This window comes from Sphingomonas sp. NPDC019816 (assembly GCF_050274375.1).
GTDB lineage: Bacteria > Pseudomonadota > Alphaproteobacteria > Sphingomonadales > Sphingomonadaceae > Sphingomonas.
In genome coordinates, this window is record NZ_JBNNOB010000017.1 from 1 (window position 1) to 21066 (window position 21066).

General features: G+C 63.7%; 19 protein-coding genes, 1 pseudogene and 1 other annotated feature. Of the genes and pseudogenes, 10 read left to right on the forward strand and 10 right to left on the reverse strand.

What is annotated here, in order from left to right; translation table 11 throughout:
• Positions 1–19: 19 nt before the first annotated feature.
• Both ACQKJZ_RS04160 and ACQKJZ_RS04165 read right to left on the reverse strand, forming a co-directional pair.
• Entirely contained in the window at positions 20–370 is a 351-nt protein-coding gene (locus ACQKJZ_RS04160; RefSeq protein ID WP_427730057.1) for a VOC family protein, read from the reverse strand.
• A gap of 62 nt (positions 371–432) precedes the next feature.
• Entirely contained in the window at positions 433–1287 is an 855-nt protein-coding gene (locus ACQKJZ_RS04165; protein ID WP_427730058.1) for an MBL fold metallo-hydrolase, read from the reverse strand.
• A 155-nt stretch (positions 1288–1442) separates the two neighbouring features.
• On the opposite strand from ACQKJZ_RS04165, the gene ACQKJZ_RS04170 reads away from it, so the two are divergent.
• Positions 1443–1868, forward strand: a complete 426-nt coding sequence (locus ACQKJZ_RS04170; protein ID WP_312489800.1) for a DUF4383 domain-containing protein — start codon at positions 1443–1445, stop codon at positions 1866–1868.
• 15 nt (positions 1869–1883) lie between these two features.
• On the opposite strand, the gene ACQKJZ_RS04175 is transcribed toward ACQKJZ_RS04170, so the two are convergent.
• Positions 1884–4541, reverse strand: a complete 2658-nt coding sequence (locus tag ACQKJZ_RS04175) for a PAS domain-containing protein (protein ID WP_427730059.1) — start codon at positions 4539–4541, stop codon at positions 1884–1886.
• 103 nt (positions 4542–4644) lie between these two features.
• Positions 4645–5139: a nucleoside deaminase gene (locus ACQKJZ_RS04180; RefSeq protein ID WP_427730060.1), complete on the reverse strand. Its 495-nt coding sequence runs from the start codon at positions 5137–5139 to the stop codon at positions 4645–4647.
• 119 nt (positions 5140–5258) lie between these two features.
• On the opposite strand from ACQKJZ_RS04180, the gene ACQKJZ_RS04185 reads away from it, so the two are divergent.
• Positions 5259–5729: a hypothetical protein gene (locus ACQKJZ_RS04185; RefSeq protein ID WP_427730061.1), complete on the forward strand. Its 471-nt coding sequence runs from the start codon at positions 5259–5261 to the stop codon at positions 5727–5729.
• 153 nt (positions 5730–5882) lie between these two features.
• Here ACQKJZ_RS04185 and ACQKJZ_RS04190 read toward each other — a convergent pair whose 3' ends face one another.
• Together ACQKJZ_RS04190 and ACQKJZ_RS04195 are read right to left on the reverse strand one after the other, a co-directional pair.
• The gene (locus ACQKJZ_RS04190) at positions 5883–6926 is read right to left on the reverse strand and encodes a ferritin-like domain-containing protein (RefSeq protein WP_427730062.1); all 1044 of its coding nucleotides are present in this window, start codon (positions 6924–6926) and stop codon (positions 5883–5885) included.
• A 32-nt stretch (positions 6927–6958) separates the two neighbouring features.
• Positions 6959–7915, reverse strand: coding sequence for a hypothetical protein (locus tag ACQKJZ_RS04195; RefSeq protein WP_427730063.1), 957 nt, complete (start codon positions 7913–7915; stop codon positions 6959–6961).
• Between the two features lie 235 nt (positions 7916–8150).
• Between ACQKJZ_RS04195 and ACQKJZ_RS04200 the strand changes: the two genes are divergently transcribed.
• Positions 8151–11018 (forward strand): TonB-dependent receptor, encoded by a 2868-nt coding sequence (locus ACQKJZ_RS04200; RefSeq protein WP_427730064.1) that lies wholly within the window; start codon positions 8151–8153, stop codon positions 11016–11018.
• 138 nt (positions 11019–11156) lie between these two features.
• Here the strand turns inward: ACQKJZ_RS04200 and ACQKJZ_RS04205 are convergent, their stop codons facing one another.
• The 3 genes and pseudogenes from ACQKJZ_RS04205 to ACQKJZ_RS04215 all read right to left on the reverse strand — a co-directional run bounded on the left by ACQKJZ_RS04205 (position 11157) and on the right by ACQKJZ_RS04215 (position 13247).
• Positions 11157–11525 carry a DUF4440 domain-containing protein gene (locus ACQKJZ_RS04205; RefSeq protein WP_427730065.1) on the reverse strand — a complete coding sequence of 123 codons (369 nt, stop codon included), beginning with the start codon at positions 11523–11525 and terminating at the stop codon, positions 11157–11159.
• Between the two features lie 58 nt (positions 11526–11583).
• Positions 11584–11838: a hypothetical protein gene (locus ACQKJZ_RS04210; protein ID WP_427730066.1), complete on the reverse strand. Its 255-nt coding sequence runs from the start codon at positions 11836–11838 to the stop codon at positions 11584–11586.
• A gap of 200 nt (positions 11839–12038) precedes the next feature.
• Positions 12039–13247 (reverse strand): annotated as a pseudogene (locus ACQKJZ_RS04215) (IS3 family transposase).
• Positions 12848–12965, reverse strand: a sequence feature (AL1L pseudoknot). Its footprint overlaps the pseudogene before it by 118 nt.
• Before the next feature lie 146 nt (positions 13248–13393).
• On the opposite strand from ACQKJZ_RS04215, the gene ACQKJZ_RS04220 reads away from it, so the two are divergent.
• The 5 genes from ACQKJZ_RS04220 to ACQKJZ_RS04240 are packed head-to-tail and all read left to right on the forward strand — an operon-like array spanning position 13394 to position 17936.
• Complete coding sequence (locus tag ACQKJZ_RS04220; RefSeq protein ID WP_427730067.1) at positions 13394–14422, forward strand: cytochrome ubiquinol oxidase subunit II; 1029 nt, start codon at positions 13394–13396, stop codon at positions 14420–14422.
• Between the two features lie 4 nt (positions 14423–14426).
• A complete protein-coding gene (locus tag ACQKJZ_RS04225) occupies positions 14427–16517 on the forward strand; it encodes a cbb3-type cytochrome c oxidase subunit I (protein WP_427730068.1) in 2091 nt (696 codons plus the stop codon).
• On the forward strand, positions 16514–17140 hold the full coding sequence (locus ACQKJZ_RS04230) for a cytochrome c oxidase subunit 3 (protein WP_427730069.1): 627 nt from the start codon (positions 16514–16516) through the stop codon (positions 17138–17140). The genes ACQKJZ_RS04225 and ACQKJZ_RS04230 overlap by 4 nt, the downstream gene beginning before the upstream one ends.
• Positions 17137–17439, forward strand: coding sequence for a cytochrome o ubiquinol oxidase subunit IV (locus ACQKJZ_RS04235; protein WP_427730070.1), 303 nt, complete (start codon positions 17137–17139; stop codon positions 17437–17439). The genes ACQKJZ_RS04230 and ACQKJZ_RS04235 overlap by 4 nt, the downstream gene beginning before the upstream one ends.
• A 2-nt stretch (positions 17440–17441) precedes the next feature.
• Positions 17442–17936, forward strand: coding sequence for a DUF421 domain-containing protein (locus ACQKJZ_RS04240; protein WP_427730071.1), 495 nt, complete (start codon positions 17442–17444; stop codon positions 17934–17936).
• 15 nt (positions 17937–17951) lie between these two features.
• Here ACQKJZ_RS04240 and ACQKJZ_RS04245 read toward each other — a convergent pair whose 3' ends face one another.
• Entirely contained in the window at positions 17952–18941 is a 990-nt protein-coding gene (locus tag ACQKJZ_RS04245) for an SDR family oxidoreductase (protein WP_427730072.1), read from the reverse strand.
• 94 nt (positions 18942–19035) lie between these two features.
• On the opposite strand from ACQKJZ_RS04245, the gene ACQKJZ_RS04250 reads away from it, so the two are divergent.
• Both ACQKJZ_RS04250 and ACQKJZ_RS04255 read left to right on the forward strand, forming a co-directional pair.
• Positions 19036–20610, forward strand: coding sequence for a GMC oxidoreductase (locus ACQKJZ_RS04250; protein WP_427730073.1), 1575 nt, complete (start codon positions 19036–19038; stop codon positions 20608–20610).
• Positions 20607–21065 carry a DoxX family protein gene (locus ACQKJZ_RS04255; protein ID WP_427730074.1) on the forward strand — a complete coding sequence of 153 codons (459 nt, stop codon included), beginning with the start codon at positions 20607–20609 and terminating at the stop codon, positions 21063–21065. Before ACQKJZ_RS04250 ends, ACQKJZ_RS04255 begins: the two co-directional genes overlap by 4 nt.
• The last annotated feature ends 1 nt before the right edge of the window (position 21066 follow it).

The window sequence follows — 21066 nt, forward strand, 5'->3', positions numbered from 1 at the left end:
TATTCCACGCCTCCTCGTGTCAGCGCATGATCCGCCCGATCCGTATCAGCACCCCGCTGGGGTCGCTGACCGCGAATTCATAGGTGCCCCACGGCTTGGCATGCGGCGCGTCCGGTTCGATGATCCGGTCGCGCACCCGGTCGGCGACGGCGTCGACATCCTCGACATAGAGGTACAGGCCGAAGGGATTGTCTTCCACCCGCGCCGGCCAACCCGGCATGTGATTGAGGTGGAGGTGCCAGCCACGGCCGTCCTCCAGGATGCGATACGCCCCGAAATCCGCCGCCACGGAAGGGCCGAGCAGCGCGTAGAAGGCGGTGCTGGCTTCCATGTCGCTGGTCGGTACGATTGCCACCGCATGATTCGCCATGCTCTATCCCCTCACATCCATCGCGCGAGCGTGGCGCATATCCGCCCGCTAGTCGAGCAGCCTCAAAGCGGATCGCCTAGGCGGCAGCGTTCCAATTCGACCGGATCATGCGCGCAGGTCAGCGTCACCTCGTCGCGCCGCTCGATCGACAGCGTGCGCAGCCGGGCCTGGTTGGCGATGCGGCTGGCGGCGTCGACCTCCATCAACCGCTGATAGGCGCGCAGGCCGGGCGTGCAGCGCCGCCGCGCCTGCCGCATCTCGCCACGATAGAAATAGGCGTCGCCGGCATGAAGCAGCCAGCGGCCGCCATCCTGTCGGATCGCAACCCCGGCATGGCCCCATGTATGCCCGGGCAAGGGCACCAGCAGGATTTCGGGCGGCAGACCGGGCAGGTCGCGGACCGAATCGAACCCGAACCATGGCTCGCCCCCGGCACCATGAAGCCGCCAGCGGGTGATGCCGTCCCATTGCCGCGACCGCCAGCGGTTGCGCGCGACGATGCCGGCATGGGGGCCGGCCGCATCGTCATATTCGCGGCGCATCACATGCACCGTGGCATTCGGAAAATCCTCCAGCCCGCCGGCATGATCGAAGTCGAGATGGGTGAGCAGGATGTGGCGCACGTCGCGCGGATCATGCCCCAGCGCCTCGATCTGGCGGATCGCGGTTTCGTGTTCGCGCAGGCGGATGTTGAGCATCGCGCGCCATGGCAGGGTGATGCGCGGATCGGGATGGCGATGCGGATGCGCGACGTCCTTCAGGCCATAGCCCGTATCGACCAGCACCAGACCGCTATGATCGGTTTCGACCAACAGGCAATGGCACACCAGATGCCCCAGCGGCCCGCGACTGCATCCGTCGAACAGCGCCCCGCCCAGGGGGCAGTCGGTGCCGCAGTTGAGGTGATGGATACGCATGTCGCCCCAACCGGGGTCCGATCGGCAGGTTCCGTATTTTTACCATTTCTATCAAATGGATAACTATGCTTTAAAATGGCACTGACCTGGATCAGGATCGGGAACCCCGGCCGCCCGGCGAACGCTGGTGGGCGATACGCAAGAGAGGATGTTCCATGTCGGTCAGGCTATTCGCGACCGTGTTCGGTCTTGTCTTTCTGGTGGCGGGGGCGGCCGGCTTCGTGCCGGGGCTGTCACCGCTTCACGCCCATCCCGACCTTCATGTTACCGCCGCCTCGCGGCTGGCGCTGGGGCTGTTTCCCGTCAACATCCTGCACAATCTGGTGCATCTGGCCTTCGGCGTCTGGGGCCTGCTCGCCGCGCGCAGCATCGCGGGGTCGTTCGGCTATGCGCGGGGCGTGGCGGTGATCTATGCCGTGCTGACGCTGCTGGGGTTGATACCGGCGACGAACACTCTGTTCGGGCTGGTGCCGCTGTACGGCAACGATATCTGGCTGCACGCGCTGCTGGCGCTGGTCGCGGGCTATTTCGGGTTCCTGCATACCGAACATGACCGCGCGGACCGCATCCTGCCACGCTGAACGCCAGCCGCCACGTCAGGCGGCGTTCCCCTCCGGCTCGCTGAGAGAAAGCGGGATGGCGATGGTGCAATGGACGCCGTCGGCCTCCAGCCGATAGGTGGTGCGGGCGTTCATCTGATAGGGTAGCGCGCGTTCGATCAGTTCGCGCCCCTGCCCCGTGCCTTGCGGCGCGGCGCCCTCGGGCGGCATCGGCACGCCCGTCTCGCGCCAGTCGATGTGCAGCCAAGGCCGCATCTCCGCGCTGGCCGGTTCGAGCGACCAGCAAATCGTCAACCGCCCAGCCGGATGCGCCAGTGCCCCATATTTGGCGGCGTTGGTCCCCAGTTCATGCAGCGCCATCGCCAGCATCTGCACGGTCGAGGAGCGCAGCCGCACCCCCGCCGGCCCGTCGAGCGTCACCCGGTCCGGCCCGCCGCCCAGCGCCGACACCTCGGTGCGGATCAGGTCCTCAAAGGTCACGCGGTCATGGTCGTTGAGCCGCGACAGAAGGTTCTGGACCCGTGACAGCGCGTCCAGCCGATCCCGGAACTTCTCGTCGAACTCGGCCAACGTCGTACTCGACCGCGCGGTCTTCTCGGCGGTCGAGCGCACCACCCCGATCAGGTTGCGGGTCCGGTGCTGCAACTCCGCGATCAGCACCTGTTGCCGCTCGTCCCACATCCGGCGATCGGTGGTCTCGACGATCGCACCGACCATGCGGGTCGCGCGCCCCCGTTCATAAAAGAACCGCCCACGGCTCTGGAGCCAGTGGATCGAGCCGTCGGGGTGGACGACGCGAAACTCATGGGCGAACGCGCCATTGCCGACCCGCGCGGCGTCCAGCAGCGTCTCGGTCTGCGCCCGGTCGTCGGGGTGAACGCGCGCGATCCAGTTCTCGTAGCTGGGCCGCACCTCGTTGACGGCATAGCCCTCCATGCGGAAATGCTCGTCCGACCAGTGTATCTCGTCGGTGGTGACGTCCCAGTCCCACAGGCCGAGGCCCCCGACCTCGACCGCGTTGCGCAACCGCTCCTCGCTGCGTTCGATCCGGTCCTGCACCAGCTTGGCGTCGGTGATATCCTCGCCGATACCGCCGATCAGCCGGATTTGGCCCTGTTCGTCGGCGATCGGAAAGCCGGTATCGCGAAGCCAGCGGATCGCACCGTCACCGGGGCGTCGGATGCGATATTCCACGACACCATGTTCGCCGCCGCGCACGCGCCCGATATGGTGTTCGGCGCGCGGCCGGTCGTCGGGAACGATCATCGCCAGCCAGCCCCGATAGTGATCGCCCGCCAGCATATGGTCGCGCGCCAGGCCATAGATCGCCTCGAACGCCGGGGTCAGATACTCCCATCTCAGCGTGTCGGCATCGCGCAGCCACAATATGTCCTGCGACGCTTCGCCGAACCGTCGCAGCCGTTCCTCGCTGGCACGCAAGGTCGCCTGGATGCGGACATGCTCCATCGCGGTCCACAGCCGCTCGGCGACGTCTTCGATCAGGGCGATGTCACAGCGTGTCCAGCGCCGGGGTTCGGCGCTGATCACACCCAGCGAGCATATCGGCGCCTTCTGCCCCTTGTGCGGCACCACCGCGATCAGCGCGCCGATCCCCAGTTCGCGCAGCCGCCGCCGCTCCGCCTCGCCAAGCTCCGCCACCGTCGATACGTCCTCCAACGCCAGCGCCCGCTCCAGCGCCGCCCGCGCCGCCTGCGGGAAATCGGACCGCCGGATGCGGCCCGGCAACGGCGGGGTGCGATCCCCCCCGACCTGGTCGACGATGTCGATCCGGTCGGTGCCCGGCGTACCATGCGCGATATAGCATCGGTCGAGCGCCAGCCGCTCGGCCAGCAAGGCCAAGCCACAGCGCGCGACCCCCGCGACATTGGTCTCTCCCCGCAACGCGTCGGACAGCTGGAGCAGGAACACCTGGCGTTCCTCGCTTTCGCGCAGCGCCTTCGACCGCTCCTCGACGCGGACCTCCAACTCGGACTGGCTGATCCGCGCCGCTTGCAGGGCGCGGCTCATCTGATAGCCCGCCGCCGCGAAACGGCTCAACCGATCGAGCAGCCGGCCGTCCTCGCGGTCGAACTTGCGCCTGGGATCATGCGCGATGGTCCAGAGCGTGCCGATCGGCTCGCCCGCATGGAAAATGGGGACCAGCAGCAGTTCGTGGACCGGCGGCTCGAGATCGCCGCCGCCGAAGAAGCGCGCGGGGTTCTCGAACAGCTGCATCTCGCGACGGGCCACCACGACGCCGCATGGGCTGGCGTCGATCGGCATCACCCCGCCGCGAAACGCGGACCAGGCCCCCGCCAGCGCAACCCATTGAAACCGCGTACTACCGTCCGCGCTCTCCAGCAGGCTGACGCCGGCAGAACCGGCCACGCCCGTCGCGACCAGACATTCGCACAGTGTCTGCAACAGCCTTTCGGGCCGGGACGCCAGCTCCTCGGCCAGCGTCGCCGTGACATCGGCCTCCAGCCGGTGGTCGGCGGCACGCGTCGGCCGGTGCGCCAGTGCTTCGGTGATGACCACATCGTCGAGGCGGCAGAGCGGGTCCGGCGCCGCCCATGACGGATCGGTGCCGGGTCCGGGTTCCCCGCTCCTGTCGGTCGCCTTTGCGAACGCGTCCATATCCGCCACCTCATGGTTCGCCCCATGCCCATGGTGGCGCGGGGCCTGTCGGCCCATGCGGGCATATTCCATGCCCGGTGGCATCCACGCAATCCGGCTTGGGGACGCGCGCCTGCGTCAGGGGACGGGACCATCCGATCGATCGCGGCGCGATCCCTGGCTAGAGATTGGCCTGGTCCTCGACCGGCAGATCGTCATCGGGGCCATAGTATAGCCGGGCGCATTCCTCGGCCAGACAGCCGCCTTCGATCACGATATCGTCGCGATAGGCATCGGCGATGAAGCCGAGCGTGTCGACATGCCGTGCCTCGAAATACATGGGGTGGACGTCGGCCCGCCCCGCGCCATAGACGACGCGGCCGACCTTGGACCAGATCGACGCCATCGTGCACATGCCGCAGGGTTGCAATGTCGAATAGAGCGTCGCGTCGCGAAGCTCCATCTCGCCCAGGCTTTCGCAGGCGCGCCGGATCGCCATCATCTCGGCATGGGCGGTCGCATCGGGCAGTTCGTGCGTCTGGTTGCGCTCGGCGGCCAGCACGGCGTCACCGCGAACGATCACGCAGCCCAGCGGAGAGGTCGACGGATCGCTGCCCTTGGACCGCGCGACCTCCAGCGCCAGCCGCATCCATCGTTCATCGGTCGCCTTGTCCATGCGTCTCCACTCCCATCATGCCGATGGTGAACGCACGGGATCGGTTTCCAGCGCCGCAATGAGACGGACCCGGCCGCGCCCTGTCGAGTTTTGAACGTGGGCAACCACAGGAACATGACATGAAGACCGGCAATGCGGTGGTGATCGGCGGGCTTCTGGCCGGCCTCGTGACGACGGCCGCGATGGTGGCGGGGCGCAAGTCGGGCGTGCTGGGCAAGACGCTGGACCGCGATTCGGTGGACTGGATCGATCGGCATACCGGGTCGCGCGCGGTGATCGGCGATGCCGGGACCAGTGCGGTTGAGCTGGCCAATCATCTGGGCGCCTCGGTCGGTTTCGCCGCGCTCTATCCCCCGCTGCGCCGGGCGATGCCCGATCTACCGCCCGCGACGCTGGGAGCGCTTTACGGCACGGCGCTGTATGCGGTGAACATCGCCGGTATCGCGCCGATCCTGGGCATCACCCAGGGCGAGATCGCCGCGGGCGCGCGCAAGGCGACCAAACGCTGGGCGATCCATGTGCTGCAAGCCGTGGTGACGGCGGTGGCCATCGATCGGCTGACACGGGGCGATTCGGGCACGGCGGCATAGGAACCACCCCCTCGCCCCCCTTCGATGCCATGCCGTCGATGCGCGGCATCGGTCGCGCGGTCGCAAAAGGCGAAGAGGGTTCCGAAACCCTCTTCGCATGCAAGGTTTCACGCGCCGGCGGAGAGGGGCCCCGGCGGCACGTGACCGGAAGGATCAGCCGACGTTGATCCCGCTGGTCTTGATCAGCCCGTTGACGCCGTTCGGGAAGAACCCGCCCGAGGCAACCGACGCACCATTGGCGTAGAGAATACCCAACGCCTCCTCAGGGGTGCGTCCCAGGGCGATCCAGTTGCTACCGTCGCGCAGGACGATGCGCGAACCGAAATTCTCCGAACCATCGAACCATCCGATGCCGTGATCCAGGTCGCGGGGGCCATCGAGCCGGTTGCGAGCCTCCGCCATGCGCCAGGACCGTTCGAACAGGATCTCGGTCTCCGGCAACGATCGCTTCTGGAGAATCGACCGCTGGTACAGCGCATTGCGGATGACGCCGTCACTCGCCCCGGCCCCGGCGGCCAACGCCGCCACCGGCCCCGCCATGCTGGTGCCGACCTGATACCCTTGATCCTTGGCCGTGGTCGTCGCCACCGACGAGAGGGCCACCGCCCCCAGCAGGAATTCGTCCTGTGAGGCATAGGGGTTGAAATAGGTGGTCGGCGCAGTCGTGGAGGGAACGCGCGCGATCGCGTCGAACGGTCCGTTCTGCCCGCCGGCAATATTGATCGCCGGCTGCGCCGTCGCCGCCGATCCCAGCGTGCGACGCAGGAAACCGATCCGGCCGATCACGGCGTTGGCGATCTCGTTGACCGCCGCCTGCGTCATGGGGTCGGTGAAGGTCACCGCCTGCCCCCCGCTGACGCTCCCCGCCGTGCCGGTGCCGGTCGTGAGGGTCGCGGGCAAGGTGCCGCCGTTCAGGCCACGCACCAGATAGGCACCATAGAGATAATGGACCTGAAGTACGAAGTTCAGCCGGTCGTTGTCGGTGGCGGTATAGGCGGGCGGCCCGGATTGCGAGCCGGTCGCGGTTCCCGTGGACGTCGGCGTCGGCGTCGGCGCATTTTCCGAACCCACGACGTCGTCCTTGCAGCCTTCGAGCAGAGCCAGCCCGCCCGCCATCACCGAGGCGGTGCCGAACCAGCGGATCATCTGGCGACGCGTGGCATCGAACGCGCCCAGTTCCTTGTCGGAAATCGTCATGTCATCCCCCTTTGGGAATCAGTCTGTTGCGGTCAGTTCGCGGCGCTGGTCTTGATCGTCCCGTTGATCCCGGTCGGGAAGAACCCGCCCTGGGTCGCCGCGGCCGAGGTCATGAACAGAACGTTGAGCGCCTGCGCCGGCGTACGCGTCAGGTGAAGACCATCGTCGCCCGTCAGGCTGAGCCGCGCCGTCGTCTGGCCGTTGATCACGACCGGCGACATGCCGCGATCGGTCGTCGTCGGACCGTCGATGGTGTTGCGCCAGGCGGCGATGCGGTCGACCATCGTCACCAGCTCGGGTCGGGTGGTGGAGCCGGCCATCAAAATGGTCCGCAGCGTCGTGACGTCGTTGGCGGTGGCCATGGCCAGCGCCAGCATCGACGATCGCAGGATGACATGGGTGAACTGCGACGCCAGATTGGCGAGCGTGGTCGCCTGCACGGCCATGACCGTCTCCGCCGCCAGCGCCAGGTTCAACGGCGAGGCATAGGGATCGAACGTCTCGTTCGGACCGATCGCCCCGGCCATGCGGAACATGGCGGTGAAACGCTCCGCCGTCATGTCGATCTGCTTCTGTGCCGGGGCATCCGCCCGCAACAGGGCACGCAACATCAGCGTCCGGTACCAGAGCGAATCGCCGATTTCCTGGATTCGGGCCTGGATGTCGCGGGTTCCGACCGGAAAGGCCACCTGCTTCGCCGAGGTCGCCGAGACGCCCGGCTGATCCGTGGTTTCGCCCCCCCGGATATATTGCGCGGGCAACTGACGATTCACGCCGTAAATGGCCAGCTGCAGCATGTTGGTCGACAGATAATGGAGATTCAACGCGACCTGCAGTGCCGTCACGTCCGACGACACCAACGTCTGCGCCGATGCCGATCCAGAGGTGCCGATGATCGCCATGCCGGCCAACATCGCGGCGAAGAGTTCGCGACGCCCCGTTCCTACGGGAACGTCCTGGTCCATGGATATGGTTTCGATGTCTTTCATTTCCCTCCCCTTTTTGTTCGCCGCCGCGCCCTGTTGACCGCCGGCGTCACGCGATGTCCGACCCTCTATGGGGTCATAACATCCACCATCGACGACACTTCCTGGCGCCTCACCACAATTTCGACGCCGGATTCGACCTATATGCACGTTTTAAGTTGTCGGACTTTAAAAGTCTAGATACATTGCGTATCGCTGAGCAACAAAGTTGCCGTAAACGTTTTAGGGGGAGGTTAGGATGCTGTCCATACGCGGGCTCGCAAGCGGGGTTGCCTTTACTGCACTGGTCGCTGCACTTCCGGTCGATCCGGCCGCAGCGCAAAAAGCGCCGGATGCCACTCAAAAGGCGCAGAAAATTCTGACGGGCAAAAAGCCGCCGAAGCAGAAGCGCAAGCTGACGAAGCGCGAGGAACGACTCGAAAAGGACGCCTCGAAAAGCAGCGAATCGCAGCCCAAGGTCTATAACGACAATGGCCGCCTGCAGGGCGATATCGTCGTCATGGGGCTTCGCGAGAATCTGAAATCGGCGCGCAGCGCCAAGCGCCGCGCCTCGCAGATCGTCGACGTCGTCGTCGCCCAGGACATCGGTAAGTTGCCTGACAAGAACATTCCCGAGGCGCTCGCCCGCGTCCCCGGCGTCACGATCGACCGCAATCGCGGCGAAGGCGGCGATGTCCTGATTCGCGGCCTGGGCGGCGTCATGACGACGATCAATGGATCGCCGACCTTCTCAGCGGGCGACCGCACCACCTATCTGAATGACATCTCGTCCGACATGGTTGCGGCGATCGAGGTCTATAAGACCCGCACGCCCGATCAGGTCGAAGGCAGCCAGACCGGCGTCATCAACCTGACGCTGCGGCGTCCGACCGATTTCAAGAAGGGCGCCACCTACGCGTTCAGCGTGCGCGGCGACTATGCCGATCAGGTCAAGAAGGTGAACCCGTATGTCAGCGCGCTGGTCGCCTATAACGCCGACACGGCTATCGGCCAGCTGGGTTTTTCGGTGAATGGTTCGTACAACTACGTTCAATATAACGAGGCTATCCGGTGGAATGGGTTGCCAGAGATTCCACGCGATCCGCGACTGACCTTCCTGCCAAGCACGGCTCCGCGCAATGTCTATATGCCTTATGCCGTCGGCTTCTCCGGCCGCGACGGCTGGTCCAAGCGCGCGGACGTCAAGGTGTCGACGCAGTGGCGCCCCGACGACCACTGGTCGATCACGCTGGAAGGCGGCTATCTCAAGCAGCGCATGTTGTGGTCGGACAACCAGTTCGACCTTCCGATCGCCTATTCGTCGTCGAACGCCCCGCCGCCGATTTTGTCCAATGTCGTCCTGAGCGACGACGGCCGCCTGGTCAAATCAATATCGGGAACCTCGCTCGACCCCTTCGGCCCTGGCCGCAATTCCGGTCTTCATGAAAGTACGACCTATAACGGGCGCTTTCAGGTCGATTTCAAGAATGAACGATTCGAGTTCAACAGCTGGCTCAATTGGACCCGCGCCGAAAACGATTCCAATAATATCTTCCACTGGATTCGGTTCAATCAACAACCGGATTTCGATGTGATCTTCAACGACACCCGGGACCCCTTGGGCGGATCGAACCTCACGTTCAAGAACCTGGATCTTCTTGATCCGAACAACTACCTCTATATCGACGGATTCAACCAGGGTAAGCAGTATACATATAGCTCGGACATCGAAGCAAAGTGGGACCTGAAGGTATATACCGACTCCAGCTTTATCGACTATCTGAAGACGGGTTTCCGCTATAACAACCGCACCTATTCCCGCGAAGCGGGCGGCCGCGGATCCTATGCGAACCTTCGCATTCCCATTGCCAGCCTGCCCAACTATAAGCTCGTCAGCAACGGGAAAGGCTTTCAGGGCTCGCCGTCCGTGACCACCGCCGAATGGTTGATCGGCGACAGCAATTCTATCCGCAGCAGCTTCGCTGACATCCGCGCGCGGCTGGCCGGCATCTACCCCGAATTGGCGACGCCAAATCCAGAATATAATCCGCTGGATGCGTTCGGCGGTTCGGACGGCAGTTTCGCGGGCTACGGAATGCTGCACTATAACGTCAAATTGCTGTTCCCGATCGACGGCGTGATCGGCGCGCGCCTCGTCAACACGCTGACCAATCTGACGGCTCTCCAACGGCAGACCCAGTTCGTCAATGTTGACAACCGACTGGTCGAAACGACGACGGAGGTGATCAACCGTCCCAAGGGGAATTACCTGGACATCATGCCCAGCGTGAACGCCATCATTCACTTCACGCCCAAGCTGCAACTTCGTACGGCCTATACCTCTGAAATAGGACGGCCGAGCGCCTATCAGATCAATCCGCGCCTGGTCCTCGACCTGCGAAGCCAGGGCAATCCGACGGGGTATGGCGGCAATCCTCGCTTGGGGGCCGTTACGACTACCAAATATGATGCCTCGCTCGAATGGTATTTCGGGCCGACCGGCTTGGCCAGCCTGGCCGTCTGGCAATGGAACCAGTCCGGGCTGGTCGGGGATCGCACGTTACCCGAAATATTGCCGGAAGCACCGAACGCCCCCGTTCTGATCCGCCGCCCCTATAATCTGGGGCGAGGCCGTCATCGTGGCATCGAAGGCAATCTCTATACCTTCTTCACCTTCCTGCCCGGTATCCTCAAGAGTTTCGGCGTCCAGGCCAACGGCACCGTCAATCTGACCCGACAGGCCTATCCGCGCTTCCAGGATGAAACGAAACTCGACAGCGAAGTCGAGTTCGTGTTCGGCCCTTATCTCAACGTGCCGAAATACACGTACAACCTGATCGGCTTCTTCGAGAAGGACGGACTGAATATTCGTGTTGCCTATAACTGGCAGTCTCGCCGCCAGTGGGAAGTGAACACGAACAATCCATATCTCAACCGGTTCGTCGATCCGGTCAAGCGACTGGACGCCTCGATCAACTATGACGTCAACAAGAATCTGACACTGGCCCTGGAAGGAGCCAATCTGACGGCCGACGGCAACCGCAGCTATTTCGGTTCCTATGACGTCCCGCAGGATGTGCGCGTTTTTTCGCGCAACATCAGCTTCTCGGTCCGCACCCGCTTCTAAAGCCATCTCGCGGCACAACCAGACGGGGGCGGCAACCACGATTGCCGCCCCCGCCCTGGCTTAAACGGGCTTGCGAGCGAAGTGCTGGCCACCCCAAAGAACGACGCACATCGACTATGCGCCTCGGGCGGTCACGCCTCACTCCTCCGCGAGCGGCTGGGACAGGACCGGTGTCTGTTGATGCTGGACGACCCGCCACACCTCGTGTTCCAGGCGGCGGATCACCGAGGTGCAATGGGCTTCATAAGCCTCCTCGCCCCGGCTTGCCGCGACGTGATAGCCGATGACGATCAGCCCCTCTTGCGGCCGCGACACCTGCCGCTTGCTCAACTCGGCACGCTCCCACACGGGCGTGTCGGCGACCGCCGCGATCGCGGCATCACCGTTCAACACGAAGGGTGGCTGCGGCAGGACCATCACCACTTCGGGATCCACCTTTTCCCGGTAATTGTCCGGCCCTTGGGTCCAAAGGCTTTCCTCAAAACTCCAGACGCGCTCGTCGTCCATGGCATATGCTCCCGGTTGAAATGGTCAGGATGTCGAGGGCCCGGCCCCCAGGCGTCACTCAGGCGAAATCGCCCCTCGCCGCCGCTTCGTCCTCCGCGCGCTCGGTGATGGCCTTTTCATCCGAGACATCGGGATGGGCAGACGACGTTTCCGCCCGCTCCTCGTCACGATGCTCTTCGCCTTGTTTAGCGGCGTTCTGAGAGTGGGGATCGGACATGACGGCTCCAACGGCTATCGCCGACGCTTCGCTGTCGGTCAGATGCACAACGCCGAGCGACGCGATCGGAGCCAATGCGGCAGAAATTCCCGTCAAGGACAATACTGGACAGCTTGAGCGCGAAGCACGGGCGGCTTGAGAGCGGAGCCCATTCAAATAGCCAAAAGACGCTATGCGACCATCGACCGCCTATCGCAATGGCGTGGTGCTTCGCTTCAACGTGTCGCCCTTGTGGCGGCCCGCTCAGCGGCGAACACTGAACCGCCCCGGGTTTGCCGGAGGCCATGGGTTGTGAGTTACGCTGCCATATCCAGGTTCTCCGCGGCAGCATAATATTGCTCTTTGGCTTCGGCAGGCGGGATGTTGCCGATGGGCGCCAGCAGCTGGCGATGGTTGAACTGGTCGACCCATTCGAGCGTGGCGTATTCGACGGCTTCAAAGCTGCGCCACGGCCCACGCCTGTGGATCACCTCGGCCTTGTAGAGGCCATTGATCGTCTCTGCCAAAGCGTTGTCATAGCTGTCGCCGACGCTGCCAACCGATGGCTCGATCCCGGCTTCGGCGAGGCGCTCGGTGTTCTTGATGGACACGTATTGCGACCCCCGGTCGCTGTTATGGATGAGACCGCCCCGATGGGCCGGCCAGCGATCATGGAGAGCCTGCTCCAGGGCATCGAGGACGAAGCTTGCATGCGCCGTTCTGCTCGCCCGCCACCCCACGATCCGCCTGGCGTAGATATCTATGACGAAGGCGAGGCAGACGAAACCCGCCCAGGTCGCGACGTAGAGCCTGCCCCGGCGAAGGCCGGGGTGAAATCCGACACCCACAGCATGTTCGGCGCTGGCGCGTAGAACCTGCGGTTGACGTGATCCAGCGGGCACGGCGCTGCCTTGTCGCTCATCGTCGTGCGAACCGGCTTGCCCCGGATCACGCCCTGTAGACCCATATCGCGCATCATCTGCCGCCAGACCTTGCGGACGCCGTAGACCGCGGAGTTCTCGGCGAACACGCGAGCCACCTCGGGCTTGAGAACCTGATCTCGCTGCGCCCGCGCCGACAGGCGCATTGGATCCTGCCGCTGCGCGACACGCTCGAAATACGTCGATGGGCGATCGGCAAGACGCGGCAGATCGGCTCGACCCCATAGGCTTTACGGTGAGCGTCGATGAAGGCGATCATCGCCGGAACGGGGCGGTCGAGCTCCCGCCTGGGCAAAATATGCGGATGCCTTGCGCAGGATCTCGTTGGCCTGTCGCAGCTCGCGTACTTCGCGTTCTAGCGCCTTCATCTTGTCAGCGACCTCGGTCGGAACGCCAGCGCGCTTGCCGCTGTTCACCTCCGCCTTCTTTACCCACTCAGGCAGCGTCTGCGGAACGCAGCAGATCTTCTCGGCAATGGGCACTACCGCTGCCCATCGCGATGGGTGATCGCGCTCGTGATCCAGCACCATCCGTACCGCTCGCTCGCGGACCTCAGGCGCAAAACTTGTTCGTCATCTTGCTCATACAGGCTCCACCTTCTCAGGCGCCGAAGCCTCCAACAAACCCGGGGCGGTTCCAAGAGCACGTCAGCTCCAAAACAGAACCGGCTTGAGGATATCCGCTCAGTAGCCTTTCCACGGGATCCTAGCCGCGTCATAGCGTGATTGAAGATGCCGCAGATCGTGGCGCCAGCACACGTCGATTACTCGCGAGACCGCGCGTTTCAGACGTCGCCGGTCAATGTCGAAGGGGCTTTTGTGGCTGTACTATTCACGCAACGATCGGGAATATCGACACGCCACGATCCGTCGTTCGTGATGAGGTTCGCCCGACTGGGATTCGCGATCCTCGCCTTGTCGGTGTTGTCGGGCTGCGCGGCACTCAACCACGGCATCCTCAATGCGCAGGGACCGGTTGCCGGTCACGAGCGACATCTGCTCCTGGTCGTGTCAGGTATCCTGCTTTTCGTATGGGTCCCGGTGGTCATCCTCGTGCCCTTGATTGCCTGGCACTATCGGCATTCGAACGCCAAGGACGCCTATCGACCAAAATGGGCGTTCTCCTGGCCGCTCGAAGGGTTCATCTGGATACCCCCGATCGGCATCGTCATCCTGCTCGCCTTTCTGCTCTGGCCGGCGACGCAGAAGGATGATCCCTATACCCGGTTGACCGGACAAGGGACCCCCGTTCGCGTTCAGGCTATCGCGCTCGATTGGAAGTGGGTGTTCATCTATCCCGATCAGGGCATTGCCACGGTCAACCAGCTTGCCATCCCGGCGGGTCGCCCGGTGGCAGTCGAGTTGACCAGCGGCACGGTGATGCAATCGCTGCTGCTGCCGCAATTGGCGGGGCAGATCTATGCGATGGCGGGCATGCGGACGCGGCTGAACTTCGCGGCCGATCACCCCGGTCGCTATCTCGGCGAGAACGTACAGTTCAACGGCGGCAAGTTCGCTCACCAGAAGTTTCCCATCGTCAGCATGACCCCGGACGCCTACGCGACCTGGGTAGCCCGCGCACAGCGGGGGACCAAGGCACTCGACGCCTCCGCCTGGGCCAGGCTCTCGCGGCGGGACACCACCGGACCCGAAACGTACGCCCGCATCCCACGCGACTTCTTCAATCACGTCGTGACCGCGACGGGCGGAGCTTCGCACCCCCATTCCGGTCAGCATCCCGCCACACGAAAGGCGCACTGAGCCCGTGCAGACTGCTCATCCTCCGATCTGGCCTGAGGTTCTCGGCCGCTTTAGCTGGCACGATCTGCCCTTCGTCCGCGCCTGGGAGAACCCCACCGCCAGCGAGATCATCGGCGCCGGTGCCGCATCGCTCGTCATCATCGGCTTCGTCGTCACCGTCACGCTGCTGACCCGGTATCGGCGCTGGGGCACGCTGCTCGAATGGGTGACCAGTCTCGATCACAAGAAGATTGGCATCATGTATGTCGTCATCGCGTTGGTGATGCTGTCACGAGCGCTGATCGAAGCCGTGCTGATGCGCATGCAACAGGCCGCGGCCGTCGGCGATCCGGGCTTCCTGTCGTCCGACCACTTCTCGCAGCTGTTCTCCACCCACGGCTCGATCATGATCTTTTTCATGGCGATGCCCTTCCTCACCGGCATCATCAACTATGTCATGCCGCTCCAGATCGGCGCGCGCGACATGGCGTTCCCATGGGCGAACTCGGTCGCGCTGTCGCTGACCGGGGGCGGCGCGGTTCTGATGATGATCAGCCTTGTCGTCGGCCAATTCTCGACCGGGGGGTGGAGCGGGTATCCGCCCTATACCGGCCTTGCCTTCAGCCCGGACGTCGGACCTGACTATTGGATATGGGCCGTAACGCTCGGCTCGATTGGCTCAACGCTGGCCGCCATCAATATCGCCTGCACCATCTTCAAGTTCCGGGCACCCGGCATGACGTATATGCGGATGCCGCTGTTCTGTTGGACGAGCCTGTGCACCAGCATCCTGATGCTGTTCGCGATGCCGGCACTCACCGTCGCGACCGCGCTCCTCGCCCTCGACCGCTATCTGGGGTTCCACTTCTTCACGAACGACCTCGGCGGCAACATGATGAACTATGCCAACCTGTTCTGGCTGTTCGGTCACCCTGAGGTCTACATTCTGATCCTGCCGGCCTTTGGCGTCTATTCCGAGGTCGTCTCCACCTATTCCTCGAAGGAGCTGTACGGCTATGTCTCGCTGGTACTGGCGACGATGGCGATCGCGGTGCTTAGTTTCACCGTCTGGGTGCACCACTTCTTCACCATGGGGCAGTCGGCCAACATCAACGCGGTCTTCGGCATCGCGACGATGACGATCGGCGTGCCGACCGGGGTCAAGATTTATGACTGGATCTGGACCATGTTCCGCGGCGAGGTGCGCTTTGCCGTACCGATGCTCTATTCGCTCGCGTTCATGATCACCTTCGTCATCGGCGGTTTTACCGGGATCATCCTGGCGATCCCGCCGCTCGACTATGTGTTCCACAACACGCTGTTCCTTGTCGCGCACTTCCACAATATGCTGATCCCTGGCCTGCTCTACGGCATGCTCGCAGGCTATACCTACTGGTTCCCCAAGGCCTTCGGGTTCCGGCTGAACGAGCGCTGGGGCCGGGTGTCGTTCGGGTGCTGGGTCGCAGGCTTCTACCTCGCCTTCATGCCGCTCTACGTGCTCGGCGCCAGCGGAATGGCACGGCGGACGCACGAAATCTTCCAGCCTGAATTTCGGCCCTGGCTCTACGTCGCCGGCTTTGGCGCACTGATCCTGCTGGCGGCACTGGCCGCGCTGGTCGTCCAGCTGGTCGTCAGCATCCGTGAGCGGGAGGAGAACCGGGTGTTCGCCGGCGACCCCTGGGATGGTCGCGGACTGGAATGGTCGACTTCGGCACCGCCTCCGGAATACAACTTCGCCATCATCCCCCATGTCGGGGGGCGCGATCCATTCTATGATGGAAAGCGCAAGGACGGGTATTATGAGCGCCATGCCCATTACAGCGCCATCACCGTGCCCAAGAACAGCATTACCGGATTGATGATCGGCGTCGGTGCGACGGCGGCCGCCTTTGGCCTCGTCTGGCATATGTGGTGGCTGGCCGGCCTCTCGATGCAGGCTGTCGTCTCGGCGCTCATCCTGCGCAGTTTCGTGCGTGACAGCGACCGTAGCATTTCTGCGGCCGAAGTTACCAAGACCGAGCATCGCTGGCACGCAGCGATCGATGCGGCTGATCCAACGCCGCGTCCGCTGGAGCTGACGCATCGCAATACCGGCCTTGCGGAGATCCCGGCATGACCCAGCCTTTGCTTCGCCACGCCGGCATCAATCTGGGCGGCACCGAGCAGCATCCGAACGCCAATGCCGAGAGCGGCATCTTCGGCTTCTGGATGTTCCTGATGAGTGATGCGATCATCTTCGCATTGCTCTTCGCCGTCTACGGCACCGCCGTGGCGGCGACGGCGGGCGGCCCAACCCCGGCGAGCGAGTTCAAGCTTGGCAGCGCCTTTGCCGAGACGCTGCTCCTCTTGACCAGCAGCCTGACGATGGGGCTGGCGGTACTTGCCATGAAATATGACGCCGCGCGGCGCCCCGTCTTTGCCTGGATGGGCATCACCTTCATCCTCGGCGTCGCCTTCCTTGCGATGGAGATGCATGACTTCAGCACGATGTTCTCGGATGGCGCCTACCCCACGCGAAGCGCCTTCCTGTCGGCGTTCTTCGCGCTGGTGCCGCTCCACGGGCTGCACGTCTTGGCGGGATGCATCTGGATGCTGGTCATGGGCGGGCAGGTCCTCGCGTACGGCTTCGACACGCGGGTCAAGATCAACATCCTGCGCCTCAGCCTGTTCTGGCATTTCCTCGATGTGATTTGGATCGCCATCCTGACCGTCGTCTATCTTCAAGGGCACGTGCTGTGAACGAGCGTCGTCGCGAAACCCGGACGTATCTGATCGGCTATGCACTGGCCTTGGCGCTGACGCTTGCCGCTTTCGCGGTCGTTAAATGGCCACTGGCTGCGGCCGGCACGACATTCGGGATCATCCTGGGCCTGGCCCTCGTGCAGGCGATCGTGCAGTTCCGCTGCTTCCTCCACATCAGCCTCGCCAAGTCGTCACGCGACGACCTGCTATTAGTGCTGTTCGCGAGCCTCATCGTCACGCTGATGGTGGCGGGCACGCTGGTCATCATGTTCAACCTGCGCGACCGGATGATGTAGCGATGGAGGGAATCGCAACCACCTGCGCCTCGATCTTCGGCAGCGGCAAGGACCTAAGCGTCGCGCAGGAATGTGCGCGTGCGGTGCTGGTGCTCGCCTACGGCCTGTTGACGGTTCGCGTGGTCGGCCGGCGCATCTTCGGAAAATGGTCGGCACTCGATATCGTCGTGTCGATCGTGATGGGATCGAACCTCAGCCGGGCGCTGACCGGAAGTGCACCGCTGCTCGGCACCCTTGCGGCTACCACCGTATTCCTGCTTCTTCACTGGCTGCTGGCGCATCTGGCGGCCCGCTTCCCCGCCATGTCCCGCCTCCTCGAAGGGCAGGCCATCACGATCTTCAAGGAGGGTAAGGCCGATCATGGCACCCGCCTGCGTCACTCCGTGTCCGAGGCGGACCTTGACGAAGCACTGCGTCAGTCTGGAGTGTCGAGCGTGAACGACGCATGCCAGGTCACGCTCGAGCCAAGTGGGAAGATCACCGTCCTGAAACGCTGATCTTCCCTGCCTGCGTCAGACATCCAGTCGCTTGGCTGCGCGGTGCGCCAGATAGCCTAGTCCAGCTACACCGAGGGCATAGAATGCCGTCCGGTGGCGGTCGGTGAAGAACTCCATGCTCCGACGCCGCGAGCTGTCGTCGAAGCGTCCATGCGCGTCATAGTCGCCGGGTACCGGCTCGAATAAATTAGATGGCGCATTTGTGGGCAACGGCTCGTCCGTCAACTGCCCCTTGTAGCCGGCCTTGGCGAGGTAGCGGTCGATCAGCCCCGGCGCGACACGATTGCCGAGGATCGCCTTCACCGACGAGAAACCCAGCCACACGTCACGGCGCTTGTGGGTGGCGGCATAAAAGATCGCCCGCGCCGGAACCTCTGGCTCGAAGATTGGTGCGACGGGGCGTGCCTTCTTGCCCATTTTATTCAAGGCCCAGTCGAACTGGGGCGTGTTGACCGCTGGCAGGTCGACCACCGTCAGGTGTACGTCGATCTTGTCGTGGATGATCTCGGAACGCAGCGAGTCCGTGAACCCCCGGATCGCTGCCTTCGCCCCGCAGTACACCGATTGCAGCGGCACCGATCGGTAGGCGAGGGCGGAGCCGACGTTGACGATCGTGCCACGGCGCGTCCGCATCCGCTTCAATGCACTCATCATGCCATGGACCTGGCCGAGATAGGTGACCTTGGTGCCACGCTCGACTTCCTCGGGCGTCAGCTTGGCGACGGGCGCAAAGACGGTCGCCATGGCGACGTTCACCCATACGTCGATTGGCCCAAGCTCACGCTCGGTGCGATCGGCTGCCGCCTCGACCGCTGCTGCATCGGCGACATCCGTCGGGATCGGCAAAGCACGAACGCCGTACCGGCGCAGTTGCTCTGCTGCGCGCTCCAGCCGATCGGGATCGCGTGACAGCAACGCGACGTCATAGCCTTCGCTCGCGAACTTTTCGGCGGTTGCACGCCCTACTCCTGCCCCGGCCCCGGTGACGACAACGACTTTGCTCATGCCTGGCTCCTGATTGATCGAAGTTGGGAACAGCGCTCGATCGACGGGGTTCCGGCTTTTGCCATGATGGCATCACTTCGCAGCGGATTCACAGATGGCTGAGAACACGCACTACGACCTCATCGTGATCGGCAGCGGCCCTGGCGGTGCAGCGCTTGCGCAGCGGTTGGCACCTACCGGCAAACGTATCCTGATCCTCGAGCGCGGTGACTATCTGCCGCGGGAGGAAGCGAACTGGAGCGGTCAGGCTGTCTTCGTCGAGGGCAAGTATCAGGCCGACGAGAAGTGGGTGAACAAGGATGGCGGCACCTTCGCGCCGCAGCTCCATTACAACGTGGGTGGAAATTCCAAGGTCTACGGCTCGGCCCTGTTTCGCCTGCGCGAGCGCGACTTCGACGAGGTCGAGCATGCCGGCGGTGTGTCTCCTGCCTGGCCGCTGTCCTATCAGGATTTCGCGCCGTGGTACGACGAGGCGGAAGCTCTGTTCCACGTCCACGGCCGACGCGGTGAGGATCCGCTCGACCCCGGTAGCACCGCTTACCCCTTCGTGCCGGTCAAGCATGAGCCCAAGGTGCAGGAGCTGTCCGACAAGCTGACCGCATTAGGGCTTCACCCATTCCACCTGCCGCTCGGCATCCTCCTCGACCAAAAGGAGGATGGCTTTGCGACGCCCACCAGCGTGTGCATGCGCTGCTCCTATTTCGACGGTTTTCCATGCCTGCTGAACGGCAAGGCGGACGCGCAGGTGATGTGCGTCGACCCGACCTTGCGCGATTATCCCAACGTGACGTTGCTGACCGGTGCCTATGCTGAGCGGCTCGATACGGATGCCAGCGGACGCCGGGTGGAATCGATCCTCGTTCAGCGTGACGGCCGACAGGAGCGCTACAGCGCGGATACGGTCGTCGTCGCCTGCGGGTCGCTGTCTTCCGCGCTGCTGCTCCTGCGCTCCGCCAACGCGCAGCACCCGAATGGCCTTGCCAACGGATCGGATCAGGTCGGCCGCAACTATATGCGCCACGAGATGTCGATCGTCATGGCGGTAATGAAACACGTCAACGAGACCGTGTTCCAGAAGACGTTGGCGCTCAGCGACTTCTACTTCGACAGCGGCGATCCCGACTATCCGCACCCGCTCGGCCTCATCCAGATGTGCGCCACCAGCCATGCCGACCAGATCAAGGGTGAGGCACCAATGGCTGCGCTCATGAAGCATCTGCCCGACATGCCCTTTGCCGAGATGGCGCGGCACTCGATGGATTTCTGGCTCCAGACCGAGGATCTGCCGATCCCGGAGAACCGGGTCTATTATCAGGATGGTCAGGTCCATCTCGACGTGACCGAGACCAACGAAGAGTCGCTCAAGCGGCTGAAGGCCAAGCTGGAGCAGGTGCTGTCCGATATTGGTTGGCCTGCCATGCTGATCGAGCGTTCGCTCTACCTAGGCAAGGACATTCCGCTGTCCGGCACCGCACATCAGGCGGGCACCTGTCGCTTCGGCACCGATCCGGCCACCTCGGTCCTCAACCTCGACTGTCGCGCGCACGAGGTCGATAATCTCTACATCACCGACGCCAGCTTCTTCCCCTCGATCGGCGCGGTGAACCCCACGCTGACGATCATCGCCAATGCGCTTCGCGTCGCCAGCATCATCGAGGCCCGGCTGTGACGACCGCAGCCGTCGCCGCGCTGATCGTGCGTTACGGCATCGTCATGCTGTTCTTGCCGTTCAGCGCGCTCGACAAGATCTTCTCATTCGATCACGCTGTGAAACAGGCGCAGCAAGTCTTCTCGCCACGCTGGCTCGCGATCTTGGTCCTGATCGTCGGTCTTTTTATCGAGATCATCTGCTGCGGCGCCATCGTGCTTGGCATCGCCGACCGCGCTGCCGCCTTCGTCGTTGCAGGCTACTGCGCCCTGACGGCGGTCCTCTACAAGCAGTTCTGGAAACCGGGCGACTTTTTCGCTGATCCCGGCGGCAAGGGACGGACCCTGTTCTGGGACTTCCTCAAGAACCTGTCGCTCGGCGCAGGCTTTCTCCTCCTCATCGTCGGCACTGACGGTTCCGGGCTCCAGCCCTTCCTCGATGCGCCCTTCGCCTCCAGCCACCCTTATGGGAGATGAT

Coding starts and splice junctions, on each gene's coding strand:
- ACQKJZ_RS04160 (WP_427730057.1), bottom strand. CDS start 370: ATGGCGAATCATGCGGTGGCAATCGTACCGACCAGCGACATGGAAGCC.
- ACQKJZ_RS04165 (WP_427730058.1), bottom strand. CDS start 1,287: ATGCGTATCCATCACCTCAACTGCGGCACCGACTGCCCCCTGGGCGGG.
- ACQKJZ_RS04170 (WP_312489800.1), top strand. CDS start 1,443: ATGTCGGTCAGGCTATTCGCGACCGTGTTCGGTCTTGTCTTTCTGGTG.
- ACQKJZ_RS04175 (WP_427730059.1), bottom strand. CDS start 4,541: ATGGGCCGACAGGCCCCGCGCCACCATGGGCATGGGGCGAACCATGAG.
- ACQKJZ_RS04180 (WP_427730060.1), bottom strand. CDS start 5,139: ATGGACAAGGCGACCGATGAACGATGGATGCGGCTGGCGCTGGAGGTC.
- ACQKJZ_RS04185 (WP_427730061.1), top strand. CDS start 5,259: ATGAAGACCGGCAATGCGGTGGTGATCGGCGGGCTTCTGGCCGGCCTC.
- ACQKJZ_RS04190 (WP_427730062.1), bottom strand. CDS start 6,926: ATGACGATTTCCGACAAGGAACTGGGCGCGTTCGATGCCACGCGTCGC.
- ACQKJZ_RS04195 (WP_427730063.1), bottom strand. CDS start 7,915: ATGAAAGACATCGAAACCATATCCATGGACCAGGACGTTCCCGTAGGA.
- ACQKJZ_RS04200 (WP_427730064.1), top strand. CDS start 8,151: ATGCTGTCCATACGCGGGCTCGCAAGCGGGGTTGCCTTTACTGCACTG.
- ACQKJZ_RS04205 (WP_427730065.1), bottom strand. CDS start 11,525: ATGGACGACGAGCGCGTCTGGAGTTTTGAGGAAAGCCTTTGGACCCAA.
- ACQKJZ_RS04220 (WP_427730067.1), top strand. CDS start 13,394: ATGCCGCAGATCGTGGCGCCAGCACACGTCGATTACTCGCGAGACCGC.
- ACQKJZ_RS04230 (WP_427730069.1), top strand. CDS start 16,514: ATGACCCAGCCTTTGCTTCGCCACGCCGGCATCAATCTGGGCGGCACC.
- ACQKJZ_RS04240 (WP_427730071.1), top strand. CDS start 17,442: ATGGAGGGAATCGCAACCACCTGCGCCTCGATCTTCGGCAGCGGCAAG.
- ACQKJZ_RS04245 (WP_427730072.1), bottom strand. CDS start 18,941: ATGAGCAAAGTCGTTGTCGTCACCGGGGCCGGGGCAGGAGTAGGGCGT.
- ACQKJZ_RS04250 (WP_427730073.1), top strand. CDS start 19,036: ATGGCTGAGAACACGCACTACGACCTCATCGTGATCGGCAGCGGCCCT.